Annotated in this window: 10 protein-coding genes; 5 read left to right on the forward strand and 5 right to left on the reverse strand. The window is 71.0% G+C overall.

All coding sequences use genetic code 11. From position 1 onward, the window contains the following. Positions 1-70: 70 nt before the first annotated feature. From N3K63_RS02905 to N3K63_RS02920, 4 genes are read right to left on the reverse strand one after another with little or no spacing between them, the layout of a single operon-like run. Positions 71-1,240 (reverse strand): glycoside hydrolase family 1 protein, encoded by a 1,170-nt coding sequence (locus N3K63_RS02905; RefSeq protein ID WP_261578482.1) that lies wholly within the window; start codon positions 1,238-1,240, stop codon positions 71-73. A gap of 49 nt (positions 1,241-1,289) precedes the next feature. Beyond that, positions 1,290-2,174: a carbohydrate ABC transporter permease gene (locus N3K63_RS02910; protein WP_261578483.1), complete on the reverse strand. Its 885-nt coding sequence runs from the start codon at positions 2,172-2,174 to the stop codon at positions 1,290-1,292. Between the two features lies 1 nt (position 2,175). Then, positions 2,176-3,108, reverse strand: coding sequence for a carbohydrate ABC transporter permease (locus N3K63_RS02915; protein ID WP_261578484.1), 933 nt, complete (start codon positions 3,106-3,108; stop codon positions 2,176-2,178). 5 nt (positions 3,109-3,113) lie between these two features. Then, positions 3,114-4,400, reverse strand: coding sequence for a sugar ABC transporter substrate-binding protein (locus N3K63_RS02920; RefSeq protein WP_261578485.1), 1,287 nt, complete (start codon positions 4,398-4,400; stop codon positions 3,114-3,116). 135 nt (positions 4,401-4,535) lie between these two features. On the opposite strand from N3K63_RS02920, the gene N3K63_RS02925 reads away from it, so the two are divergent. Then, on the forward strand, positions 4,536-5,270 hold the full coding sequence (locus N3K63_RS02925) for a TetR/AcrR family transcriptional regulator (protein ID WP_261578486.1): 735 nt from the start codon (positions 4,536-4,538) through the stop codon (positions 5,268-5,270). An 81-nt stretch (positions 5,271-5,351) separates the two neighbouring features. On the opposite strand, the gene N3K63_RS02930 is transcribed toward N3K63_RS02925, so the two are convergent. Further along, the gene (locus N3K63_RS02930) at positions 5,352-6,494 is read right to left on the reverse strand and encodes a glycosyltransferase (protein ID WP_261579172.1); all 1,143 of its coding nucleotides are present in this window, start codon (positions 6,492-6,494) and stop codon (positions 5,352-5,354) included. A 145-nt stretch (positions 6,495-6,639) separates the two neighbouring features. On the opposite strand from N3K63_RS02930, the gene N3K63_RS02935 reads away from it, so the two are divergent. The 4 genes from N3K63_RS02935 (at position 6,640) to N3K63_RS02950 (ending at position 11,393) form a co-directional block, all read left to right on the forward strand. Further along, complete coding sequence (locus N3K63_RS02935; protein WP_261578487.1) at positions 6,640-7,737, forward strand: polysaccharide deacetylase family protein; 1,098 nt, start codon at positions 6,640-6,642, stop codon at positions 7,735-7,737. Between the two features lie 47 nt (positions 7,738-7,784). Beyond that, the gene (locus N3K63_RS02940) at positions 7,785-8,042 is read left to right on the forward strand and encodes a glutaredoxin family protein (protein WP_261578488.1); all 258 of its coding nucleotides are present in this window, start codon (positions 7,785-7,787) and stop codon (positions 8,040-8,042) included. Positions 8,043-8,085: 43 nt separating this feature from the next. Continuing rightward, the gene (locus N3K63_RS02945) at positions 8,086-9,549 is read left to right on the forward strand and encodes an MFS transporter (protein WP_261578489.1); all 1,464 of its coding nucleotides are present in this window, start codon (positions 8,086-8,088) and stop codon (positions 9,547-9,549) included. Between the two features lie 152 nt (positions 9,550-9,701). Beyond that, positions 9,702-11,393, forward strand: a complete 1,692-nt coding sequence (locus N3K63_RS02950) for an aldehyde dehydrogenase family protein (RefSeq protein ID WP_261578490.1) — start codon at positions 9,702-9,704, stop codon at positions 11,391-11,393. Positions 11,394-12,371: the final 978 nt, after the last annotated feature.

The raw sequence follows: 12,371 nt of genomic DNA on the forward strand, positions 1-12,371 counted from the left end.
CCCTCCCGAACGCTAGCGGGCCGGGCCTCCCCCGGGGAAGTCCGACCCGCCCGGCATCCGGTGGCCGCGCTCAGGCCTCGACGGCGTTGGCCTTGGCGACCTCGCCCAGCCACTGCAGGCTCGGCTTCGGGTGACGCTGGAAGGTCTCGCGGTCCCACCCGATGAGACCGAACGTAGGCCGGTACGACCCCCACTCGTAGTTGTCGAGCAGCGACCAGTGCAGGTAGCCGATGAGCGGCAGACCGGCGGACACCTCGGCGTGCAGCGCCTGCAGGGCGCCGCGCGTGTAGTCGATGCGCCGCGCGTCGTCGGCCGTGGCGATGCCGTTCTCGCTGACGAACACCGGCAGCCCGGTGACGTCGTGGGCCAGGCGCGCGGCCTCGGCGATCGCGGGCGGGTAGTACTCCCAGCCGGTGAGGGTCTGCTCGACGTCGTCGGGGGCCGGCAGCGGGCCGTCGAGGGTGATGCGGGTGCGGGTGTAGGCCTGCACCCCGATGAAGTCGTCACCCCGCGAGGCTTCGAGGAAGACCGTCTCGCGCGGGTAGGCGTAGGCGCGCAGCACCTCTTCGGCGCCCGGGTCGGCGAAGAACTGCTGCGGCGCCACCGGCCAGCCCACCGGGCGACCGGTGGTGCGCACGAGCTCGACGGCGCGGCGGTGCGCGGCGATGATGTGCTCGGTGACCACGGCATCCGGGTTCGGCAGCGCCCCCGCCTGGATCTGCTGATTGCCCTCTTTGCCGGCGAAGATCATGGCGAGGATGTTCGGCTCGTTGATCGTGAACACGTGGGATGCCGTGTGCAGCAGCGGCAGCACGATCTCGGTGAACCGGGCGAAGCGCTCGACCGAGGCCGGGTTGCGCCAGCCGCCGTCATCGGCGAACCAGCGGGGCGTGGTGAAGTGGTAGATCGTGATGGCCGGGGTCACCCCGAACTCGTGGCACGCCTCGACCACCCGGCGGTAGTGGTCGAGCGCGGCGTGGGAGACCATGCCCTCGGCCGGCTCGATGCGCGACCACTCCAGCGAGAACCGGTAGGTGTCGAGCCCCGACGCCGCCAGCAGCGCGATGTCCTCCCGGTAGCGGTGATAGCTGTCGGCGGCATCGCCCGAGGGCTCGGGGATGTCGGTGCCCGGCGCGACCTCCCGCGGCCACCAGTCGCTGTTCACGTTTCCGCCTTCGATCTGGTGGCCGGCGGTGGCCGCACCCCACTGGAAGCCGACGGGGAAGGTGAGCGTGGTCATGAATGGGTCCTTGTCTGGATCTCGGTCTGGATCTCGGTCTTGTCGGGGCTCACTTGAGCCCGGTCATGGCGATCCCCTGCACGAAGTAGCGCTGGAGGAACAGGAACAGGATGAGGATGGGCGTGACCACCAGCACCGAACCGGCCATCAGCAGGCCGTAGTAGGTGCCGTTGGACCCGACCGAGTACAGCGACAGGGCCACCGGGAGGGTGTACATGTTCTCGGTCTGGGCCACCACCAGCGGCCACAGGAAGTTGTTCCACGACGCCAGGAAGGTGAGGATCGCGAGGGTCGCGATCGCCGGTCCGCACTGCGGCAGCACGATGCGCGTGAAGATGCGGAACTCGCCCGCCCCGTCGATGCGCGCCGCCTCGATGAGAGCGTCGGGCACGCCCATGATGAACTGCCGCATGAGGAAGACGCCGAGCGGGCCCGCCAGGAACGGCAGGATGAGCGCCGGGTAGGTGTTGACCAGCCCCATGTTCGCCACCAGGACGAACATCGGCACGAGCGTCACGACGCCCGGCACCATGAGGGTCAGCAGCACGAGCCCGAACAGCACCTTCTTGCCGGGGAAGTCGAGCTTGGCGAGGGCATAGGCGACCATCGAGCAGAACACGATGTTGCCCAGCACCACCACGAGCGCCACGACGACCGAGTTGAAGAAGAACTGGCCGTAGTCGAGCTGGGTCAGCCAGCGCGAGTAGTTGTCGAGCGTGGCCTGCTCGGGCCACCACGTGATGGGCCGCTGCAGCAGCTCGCCCTGCGTCTTGAAGCTGCCCAGCAGCATCCAGATGAAGGGCATGAGGGTGAGGATGAGCCCGATCGTCAGCGCCACGTAGGTGGCGCCGCGCGACCACTCCGGGCGGCGGCGGGGCCGCCGGTCGGGGGTGGCCGGCGCGGATGCGACGGGGGTCGGTGCGATGGTGGCCATGTCACTTGTCCTTCGAACGCAGCAGCCGGAACTGCACGGCCGACAGTGCCGCGATGAACGCGAACAGCACGTAGGCGGCAGCCGATGCCAGCGAGTAGTCGCCGTAGCCGAACTGGTTGTAGACGTAGTAGCTGATCGTCAGGGTGGAATTCAGCGGGCCGCCCTGCGTCATGACGAACGGTTCCTCGAACACCTGCAGGAAGCCCACCGACAGCAGCACCGCGCCCAGCAGGAGCGTCGGCCGCATGAGCGGCATCGTGATGCCGGTGAACCGGCGCCACGAGCCCGCGCCGTCAACCTCGGCTGCTTCGTACAGCTCCTGCGGAATGGCCTGCAGCCCCGCGAGGAAGATGATCATCAGCGTGCCCATGTTGCGCCAGACGGCCATCGCGATGATCGAGGGCATCGCCCACGTCGGGTCGTTGAGCCAGTCGGGGCCGTCGATGCCGACCCAGGCCAGCACCGTGTTGACCAGCCCGGAGTCCTGCAGGATGAAGCGCCACACGACGGCCACGGCGACGATCGAGGTCACGACCGGCGTGTAGTAGCCGACGCGGAAGACGCTGCGGAACTTCTCGATGCCGGAGTTCAACGCCACGGCCAGCAGCAGGCCCGCCGCCATCGTCAGCGGGATGCCGATGATGACGAAGTAGAAGGTGTTGAAGATCGACTTGACGAACAGCTCGTCCTGGAACAGCGTGACGAAGTTGTCGAACGCGATGAAGTTCACCGCGAACGGCGAGCGCAGGTCCTTCACCCCCAGGTCGGTGAACGACATCGCGAACGACCCGAGCAGCGGGCCCAGCATGAACACCGCGAAGACCGCGACGAACGGCAGGGCGAACAACCAGGCGACGAGGGCCGTGCGCCGCCGCTGGGCTTTGAACCCTCCCGGGGCGGCGACCTTCCCCCGCCCAGCGGCGGCAACGGTCATCGTGTTTACCAGCCCGTCCCGAGCGACTCCGCCTTGGACTCGATGGCGGTGGCCGCGTCCTCAGCGCTCGAGCCGTTGGCGACCTTCTCGGCCTCGGTCTCGATGAACGCCGACATGGCGTCCCAGCTGGGCACCGACGGCGGGGCGACGGTGTTCTGGAGCTGCTCGTTGAGCACCTCGATGCGCGGGTTGGAGGTGAACGGCTCCTCGTCGAAGACCGACGAGACCGACGGCAGCGCGCTGGTCACATCGAACCAGTCGGCCTGCGTCTGGGCCTCCGACAGCCAGCGGATGAGCTTCCATGCGCCGTCGGCGTTCTTGGCGTCGCTGAAGACGCCGAGGTGGGCGCCGCCCAGGTAGGAGTCGTTGTTGTCGGCGCCGGCGGGAACCGGCACGGTGGCGACGTTCTGCTCGACCCAGTCGGCATCCTGCATGTCGGCGAGCACCGAGACCATCCACGGGCCCGAGATGAAGGCGGGGTTCGAGCCGTCGACGAACGCCGCGGTCTGCGAGTCGCCGTAGCCCGACAGCGGGGCCAGGCCCTCGGTGAAGAACGAGCCGTAGTACTCCAGCGCCTGCACGAGCGCGTCGTGGTCCCAGGCGTAGGCGTCGCCCGCGTCGTTGAGCACCTCGCCACCGGCCTGGGCGTAGTACGGCAGGATCACCTGGGTCGAGTCTTCGGCGTCGCCCATGGGCAGCTGGATGCCGTACTGGGCACCGGCCGTGGTGAAGCCCTTGGCGAAGTCGGTGAACTCGTCCCACGTGGTGGGCGCCGACAGGCCCGCCGCCTCGGCGAGGTCGCTGCGGTAGTAGAGCACGCGCGTCTCGACGTACCAGGGCACGCCGTAGGAGACGCCGTCGACGACGGTCGAGTCGGCTGCGGTCTCGTTGAGGGTGGACTCGTCGACCACGCCGTCGGGAACCGGCGCCAGGCCGCCCGCGGCGACCATCGAGGGCAGCAGCGACGAGCCGATCATGATGGCGTCGGGCACCGTGCCGGCGGCGACGGCCGTCTGGTACTTGGTCATGACGTCGGCCCACGGGATCGTGGTGACCGTCACGGTGGCATCCGGGTTGGCCTCGGTGAAGGCGGCGGAGAAGTCGCCGAGGTTCTCGCCCTCCTCACCCATCGCCCAGATGTTGATCTCGCCGGTGGCGGGCGAGTCGTCGATCGTCGTGGCCTCGGCGTTGCCGCCGGTGCCGGCGTCGTCTGTGCGGCCGCAGCCTGACAGTGCGAGCAGTCCGACGATGCCGATCGCCCCGATCGCGATCGTCTTGCGTCCCATCTTCATGGGTCCTCCTCATTGAGTGCGGGATGGCGGTGCTGCCATCCGGTGAAGCCAACTGTGAAAACTAACTTAGCAACTGCTTGCTTAGTTTGTTGAGCATAGACTGATCCGGAAACGACCCGCAAGGGGGGAGAGCGCATGAGCGACGACGACCAGCGCACCGACCAGGCCCGCGCCGACGGGGCACCGACCGCCGAGGCCTCGACCGCCGAGGGCGGGGCGGGTGGCGCCGAGGCGCCCGCCCGCGAAGACCAGCGCCGCGTGCGCGGCGACCGCAGGCGCACGACGATCCTCTCCACCGCCGTCGAAGTGTTCGGCGAGAATGGCTACCGGGGCACCTCCCTCCGCGAGATCGCGCGCCGGGTGGGCATCTCGGATGCCGGTCTGCTGCACCACTTCGGCTCGAAGGTCGGACTGCTGGCGGCGACCATCTCCGAGCGCGACGAGCAGGACCGGGTGCGCCGCGAGGCCGCCGAGGCGGCGGGCGTGACCTTCGTCGACACGATGCGCAACCAGGTCGCCCGCAACGCCCAGTCCCCCGGCCTGGTCGCCCTGCACGTCGTGCTGTCGGCCGAGGCGACCGATCCGCAGCATCCGGCCCACGAATCGTTCCGCGAGCGCTACCGGCAGATCCGCCACCAGGACGACCAGTCATTCACCCGACTGCAGGAGGACGGCGAGCTGCGCGGCGACCTCGACCCGCGCCGGGTGGGGCAGCTGGTGACCGCGATGATGGACGGCCTGCAGCTTCAGTGGCTGCTCGACCCCGACGCCGTCGACATGGTCGGGCTGTTCGAGGACTTCCTGCACCTGCTCGAGATCCCCCGGGCCGGCGAGGCGCCGGAGCCCGGCGCGGGCGACGCCGCGGGCTGAGGCTCAGCTCGCTGGGCGGGGGCAGAGCTCGCCGGGCGGGGACAGAGCTCGCTGGGACGGGTCAGAGCTCGCCGGGCTGGGTCAGAGCTCGCCGGGCTGCATCGCCTGCTCGTCGAGCTTCTCGATCGCCTCGCGCACCGGCGTCGGCTTGCCCTCCTTCTTGGGGGCGTAGACCACGAGCGAGTGGAAGACGAAGCGCACGAAGAAGGCGACGACGAGAGTGATGGCCGTCGCCAGCACCGCCGAGATGTGGCTGGTGCTGACCATGAGCGCCACGATCGGGATGCGGATGACCGCCTCGGCGTTGTTGAAGGCGAACGACTTCGCGAACCGCGACCACACCCCCGATGCCGCACCGCGCATGTCGTTGAACACGAAGCGCTCGATCAGCACGAAGTTGCCGACGATGGTGACCTCGGCGGCGATGACGGCGGCGACGATGTAGTCGACCCCCAGGTGCGTCAGCAGCCACACGATGACGACGTTGGCGACGGCCCCGAGCCCGCCGATCACGGCGAACAGCGACATCTTGCCGAACCGCAGCACCGCCAGCTGGGTGAGGAAGTGCAGGCCCTGCCGGAACGAGGCCTTGGAGTCGCCGGCGTGGCGGTCGGCGAAGTCGAAGGGCACCTCGGCGATGCGGAACGACTTGCGCACGAGGATCTCGAGCAGGATCTTGAAGCCCCGCGGCTGCAGGCCGTCGAGGTCGACCGCGGTGCGCGAGACGAGGAAGAAGCCCGTCATCGGGTCGGTGACATCGTGCAGGCGCACCGGGAACATGGCTTTGGTGAGCGCGGTGGAGGCGCGCGAGACCATCACGCGGGTGCGGTCGGCCAGCCCGCCCGACGAGCCGCCGCCGACGTAGCGCGACGCGACGACCACGTCGACCTCGCCCTGCCGGTAGCGCGCGTACATCTCTGGGATCTTCTCGGGCGGATGCTGCAGATCGCCGTCCATGACGAGGCAGACATCGGATGCCGCGCCGCGGATGCCCTCGACGACGGCGCCGCCCAGTCCGCCCGTCGGGGCGTCGCGGTGGATGACGCGCACCGGCATCGCCGCGGTGGCCGCCACGACGCGGATCACCTCGGGGGTGTCGTCGGTGCTGTCGTCGACGAAGACGATCTCGGCCTGGATGCCGTCGGTCGCCGCCGTGACGCGGCGCACGAGTTCGGCGACGTTGGGCGCCTCGTTGAAGGTCGGGACGATGATCGACAGGTCGATGGTGACTCCTGGAGCACGGCTGGGCACAGATCCGCGACCATCGTCGCACGCGAAGCCTGAGGGCGGAGGCGAGTTTTCACAGGGTTCACCACCTCGTCGCCTGTGTCGTCACGGCGGCACGTGCCGCCCGTGGCATGATGCGGGGATGACGCGCCTTCCGCGACGCCGTCTGGGGACGATCTGGGTGTGCGTGCTCTCGGCCGCACTGACCCTCACGGCGTGCGCATCGGAGCCGCCCGCCGCTGCACCCAGCCGCGGTGAGACCCCGTCGCCCACCCCGACGCCCACCCCGCTCACCCCGGTCGAAGCGCTGCTGGCGACCACGGCCGATCCCGCCGCCTGCGCGGTGAGCTTCGCCGGCGACGGCATCGCCGATGCGCCGGTGCTCGAGACCGGCGGCACGCTGTATGCCGCGCTGCCGATCCCCCAGCGCGAGGGCGCCGTGTTCGCCGGCTGGTATGCGACCCCCGACGACGCCGCGGCGCTGGCGATCCCCGGGCGGGTGAACGGCTCGGAGCTGGTGACCTGCACCGGCCGCGAGCGCACCCTGCACGCCGGGTGGGTGACGCCCGAGCGCAACGCCGCCGAAGGCGCCCGTATCCCGATCCTCATGTACCACCAGTTCACGGCGAAGCCGGAGGGCGAGTCGGGCTGGCTGCGCGGCAACTACGCGTATGTCGGCGACTGGGACGCGCACCTGGGCTACATCGCGGCGCAGGGCTTCTACCTGCCGACGTGGCTCGAGCTCGACGCGTTCATCGACGGCCGCCTGTTCCTCCCCGACCACTCCGTCATCGTCACCGACGACGACGGCGACCCCACGTGGCTCGAGCTGGCAGTGCCGCTGGTCGCGAAGCACGCGGTGATGACGACCTCCTTCGTCATCACCGACGGCGGCCCCGGACCCGACCTCACCCCCTACGTGCTCAAGCGCTCGCACACCGGCCACCTGCACACCGCCGGCGCGAACGGGAAGGGGCAGATGATCAACCTGTCGCCCGCCGAGATCGCCGCCGACCTCGAGGCCTCGGCGGCGACGCTGGGCGGGGTGAAAGAGGTCGTCGCGTACCCGTTCGGCCACTACGACGAGCGCACGAAGCAGGGCACGGCACAGGCCGGGTTCTCGCTGGGGCGCACGATCGAGCAGGGGTACGTCGCGATCGGCCAGGACAAGCTGGCCCTGCCGAGCGTGCGCGTCAACTACGGGATGGACGTCGACGACCTGCGCAAGCTCATCGGCTGAGCCGCGCCGGCAGCGCCCGTCCCCGCCCGAGCGACGACAATAGAGGGATGACCTCCACCGAGACCATCACGATGTTCGGCGCCGACTGGTGCCGTGACTGCCGCCGCACCAAGGCTCAGCTCGACGAGCTGGGCATCGGCTACACCTACGTCGACCTCGAGGCCGACCCGGCCGCGGCCGACGTGGCGCGCGAGATCTCGGGCCGCACCAACATCCCGGTGGTCGTCTACCCCGACGCCAGCCACCACGTCGAGCCGTCGAACGCCGACGTCGAGGCGAAGCTGCGCGAGCTCTCGCTCATCTGAGTCGCCCGCGGGGGCGCGCGCCGCCCCCGCTAGGGTGACACCCATGGCCACCGACGCAGCTGCCACCGCGCCCCCCGCCCTCCGTCGCAGCACCATCGCGCGGTACGCGGCGGGGTCGATCGGCACCGGCGGCTTCGCCACGCTGCCCGGCCTGGTGCTCACCTATTACCTGACCGACAACCTGGGCGTCACCGCGCTCATGGCCGGCGCCATCGTCACCGTCGCGAAGGTCTGGGACGTCGTCGTCGACCCCGTCATCGGTGCGCTCACCGACGCCGATCGCGCCCGGCACGGCTCGCGCCGCCGGCTCATGCTGATCGGCGCGCTGGCCCTTCCGGTGCTGTTCGCGGCCACCTTCGCGGTGCCGCCGGCGCTGTCACCGGTGTTCTCGGCCATCTGGGTGATGGTCGCTTTCCTGCTGACCGCCACCGCGTTCAGCCTGTTCCAGGTGCCCTACATCGCCCTGCCCGCTGAGCTGAGCGACCGCTACGACGAGCGCACGCGCCTGCTCACCTGGCGCGTGGTCGTGCTCACCTTCGCGATCCTGCTGTTCGGTGCGGGGGGTCCGCTGCTGCGGCGCATCGGCGACCCGACCACCGGCTACCTCATCATGGGCATCGTCTCGGGCGTCGTGATCGGCCTGGGCATGCTCATCGCCACCGGCGTCGCGGGGCGCGCGCACCGGCGCCTGTCGGGCATGTCGGCGGCGGCGACCGCGGCAGCCGAGCAGGCCGAACTCGTGGCCGGTCAGGTCGTCGGCGATCCCGCCCGGGGCGTCGGCCGCGACGCGTCCACCCCGGGTGGCGGCATCCGCGACAACTTCCGCGCCGCGCTGGAGACGCTGCGCCGCAGCCAGCCGTTCCGGGCGCTGCTGGCGACCTTCTTCCTGCAGGCGCTCGCCACCGGGCTCATGCTCGCCGGCGCGCAGTACCTGGCCACCTGGGTGATGCGCTCCGAAGACGCGGTGACCCTGCTGTTCGTCGCGCTCATCGCCCCCGCGCTCGTCGCCGCACCGGCGTGGGGCGACATCGCCCGCCGCATCGGCAAAGAGACCGCGTTCGGCCTGGCCAGCGCCCTGTTCGCCGTGGCCGCACTGTCGACGTTCGCCGCGGCGTGGCTGCCGGGCCTGTGGATCTACGCGTCGGTCGCCGTCGCGGGCGTCGCCTACGCCGGCATGCAGTCGCTGCCGATGGCGATGCTGCCCGATGTCATCGGCCACGACGCCCGCCGTCACGGCCCGGGGCGGGCGGGTGCGTTCGGGGGCGTGTGGACCGCGGGCGAGACCACCGGCTTCGCCCTCGGCGCCACGATGCTCACCATCACCCTCGCCGCGACCGGCTACATCGAGAGCACCGCCGGGGTGGCGGTGACCCAGCCGGATGCCGCGGTCAACGGCATCGTCGTGGCCTTCAGCATCGTGCCCGCCGCGCTCGTGCTGCTGAGCCTCATCCCGCTCTCCCGCTACCGCCTTCGCCGCGCCGACGTCGAAGCCGACGCCCTGGGCTGACGCCGACGGGCGGTTCACCGGGGGTCTCGGGGCGGTGTCGGGGGTCGCTGGGGGTCGCGGGGCGGTGCCGGGCTGACCCGTGGGGCGGTCGCGCCGCGGCACCGGGTCGCGTTCGCCTCGGCATCCGGTGCCGCCCGACCTATGCTGGGCCCGTGAGCCCGAAATCACCGTCGACCGCGCCCGCCTCCCTCCCCTCGGATGTGCGGGCGGAGCTGGATGCCGACATCGCCGCCCTGCAGACCGGCGCCCGCGCCTGGAGCCTGCTGAGCCTTCCCCAGCGCGCGACCCTGCTGCGTCGCATCCGCTCTGCCGTCGCCGCCGTCGCCGACGACTGGGTCGACATCGCCTCGACGTCGAAGAGCCTCGCACCGGGTCACCCGCTGCGGGGCGAGGAGTGGCTGTCGGGGCCCTACGCGGCACTGGTCGCCCTCGACGCGTACGCCGACACGCTCACCGCACTGGCCGCCGGCCGCAGCCCGCTGTCGAAGGTGCGCACGAGCGCCGCGCCGGGCGGCCGCACGGCCGTGCACACGTCGCCGCTGACGCCCACCGACGCCCTGCTGCTGTCGGGGTACACCACCGAGGTGTGGCTGACGCCCGGGGTCAGCCCCGCCCACGCCAAGCGCCGCGCCGGTCTCGGGCAGCTGACGCCCACGGCATCCGGCGGGGTCGGCCTGGTGCTGGGGGCGGGCAACGTGACCTCGATCCCGTTCCTCGACGTGCTGTACGAGCTGCTCGCGTCGAACCGCGTCGCGCTGCTGAAGGTCAACCCCACGCAAGACGCACTCGTGCCGGTGTTCGCGCGGGCGCTCGCGCCGCTGATCGAGCCCGGCTTCCTGCGCATCGTGCGCGGCGGGGGCGATGTCGGCGCATACCTCACGCGGCATGAATCGATCTCGCACGTGCACATCACCGGTTCGGAAGCGACCTTCCGCGCCATCGTGCCCGGGCTGACGGCGCCCATCACCGCCGAGCTCGGCGGGGTGTCGCCGATCATCGTTGTGCCCGGAGAGTGGTCGGCCGCCGACCTGCGCTTCCAGGCCGAGCACGTCGTGACGATGCGCCTGCACAACGGCGGCCACAACTGCATCGCCGGCCAGGTCGTGCTGCTGAGCTCCGACTGGCCGCAGCGCGAGGCGTTCCTCACCGAGGTGCGCGCCGCCTACGACCGCGCTCCCGCTCGTCCGGTCTGGTACCCGGGCGGCGACGGCAAGCTCGCCGCCGCGCGTGAGGACTACCCGGATGCCGCGTGGTGCGGCGACGGCACCCGCGCGCTCGTGCAGACCACCCCGGCCGAGGCGACCGCGATCGAGACGACCGAGTACTTCTCCCCCGTGCTGGGCGTGGTGGCCCTGCCCGGCACCGGGCAGCAGTTCGTCGACGCCGCCGTCGCCCACGCCAACGAACGGCTCGTGGGCACCCTCGGCGCCAACGTGATCGTCGACCCGGGCACCCAACGGGAGCTCGGCGCCGGCTTCGAGCGTGCGATCGCCGACCTGCACTACGGCACCGTGGCCGTCAACGCGTGGACCGCGTTCGGCTTCCTCACCCCCACCGCGACGTGGGGCGCCTACCCCGGCGGCACCGTCGACGACGCCCCGAGCGGCATCGGCATCGTGCACAACGCGCTGCTGCTGGCCGACGTCGAGCGCACCGTCGTGCGCGGACCGTTCCGCCCCTTCCCGCGGTCCCTCGGCCGCGGCCGCTTCTCGGCTCTGCCCAAGCCGCCCTGGTTCGTCACCTCGCGCACCGGCACCGCCGTCTCGGAGGGCTTCACCCGCTTCCGCATCACCGGCGACTGGGCCGCCATGTCGGCCACGCTGCTGAAGGCCTTCCGGGCCTAGCGGGCGGGCGGGCGGTTCGGGGCGGTTCGGGCGGGCGGGGTCGGGTCGGTCGGTCGGTCGGTCGGGTTGGTTCGGGTCGGTTCGGTCGGGTTGGGTCGGGTCGGTTCGGTCGGTCGGGTCGGGTCGGTCGGGTCGGGCGGGTTGGTTCGGTTCGTGGTCGCCGAGTTCGGAGACCATCACCGGATTCGGAGCTTCCGGGCCGATTCCTCCGACGTGGGCGCCGATCTCCGAAATGGGTGCGTCAGCGGGGGCCGGGAGAGCACCGGGTCGCACGCGCGGGCCGCGACTGCTCGGGGTCGTGACCACTCACGGGCCGTGGCACACGGCATCCGGGCTCTCCTGCTCCGCAGCCCGCGGCATCCGGCCGCCTCACCGGATTCGGAGACCAGCACTCAGATCGGATGCTTTCGCCACGATCCTCCGAACCGGATCGCACCCTCCGAGAAGGGGTGCACTCAGCGCGCCTGACGCGCCGCATCCGCGTCCCTTAGCGTCCACGCACCTCACCGGTTTCGGAGACCGGCGCCCAGATCGGATGCTTTCGCCACGATCCTCCGAACCGGATCGCACCCTCCGAGAAGGGGTGCACTCAGCGCACGCGTGGCACACGGCACCCGCAGCCCACCCGCCCCGCAGCCCGCGGCATCCGCCCGCCTCACCGGATTCGGAGACCGGCGCCCAGATCGGATGCTCTCGCCACGATCCTCCGAACCGGATCGCACCCTCCGAGAAGGGGTGCACTCAGCGCGCCTGACGCGCCGCATCCGCGTCCCGTGGCGTCCACGCGCCTCTGCGGATTCGGAGGCCGGCGCCCAGATCGGATGCTTTCGCCACGATCCTCCGAACCGGATCGCACCCTCCGAGAAGGGGTGCACGCAGCGCACGCGTGGCACACGGCACCCGCAGTCCACCTGCTCCGCAGCCCGCGGCATCCGCCCACCTCACCGGATTCGGAGGCCGGCACCCAGATCGGTTGCC

The sequence above is a fragment of the Microbacterium festucae genome, assembly GCF_025421715.1.
GTDB classification, from domain to species: Bacteria; Actinomycetota; Actinomycetes; order Actinomycetales; family Microbacteriaceae; genus Microbacterium; species Microbacterium festucae.

Excerpts from the sequence above, each read along its gene's own strand:
- N3K63_RS02905 (WP_261578482.1), bottom strand. The coding sequence starts at position 1,240 with ATGACCACGCTCACCTTCCCCGTCGGCTTCCAGTGGGGTGCGGCCACC.
- N3K63_RS02910 (WP_261578483.1), bottom strand. The coding sequence starts at position 2,174 with ATGGCCACCATCGCACCGACCCCCGTCGCATCCGCGCCGGCCACCCCC.
- N3K63_RS02915 (WP_261578484.1), bottom strand. The coding sequence starts at position 3,108 with ATGACCGTTGCCGCCGCTGGGCGGGGGAAGGTCGCCGCCCCGGGAGGG.
- N3K63_RS02920 (WP_261578485.1), bottom strand. The coding sequence starts at position 4,400 with ATGAAGATGGGACGCAAGACGATCGCGATCGGGGCGATCGGCATCGTC.
- N3K63_RS02925 (WP_261578486.1), top strand. The coding sequence starts at position 4,536 with ATGAGCGACGACGACCAGCGCACCGACCAGGCCCGCGCCGACGGGGCA.
- N3K63_RS02935 (WP_261578487.1), top strand. The coding sequence starts at position 6,640 with ATGACGCGCCTTCCGCGACGCCGTCTGGGGACGATCTGGGTGTGCGTG.
- N3K63_RS02940 (WP_261578488.1), top strand. The coding sequence starts at position 7,785 with ATGACCTCCACCGAGACCATCACGATGTTCGGCGCCGACTGGTGCCGT.
- N3K63_RS02945 (WP_261578489.1), top strand. The coding sequence starts at position 8,086 with ATGGCCACCGACGCAGCTGCCACCGCGCCCCCCGCCCTCCGTCGCAGC.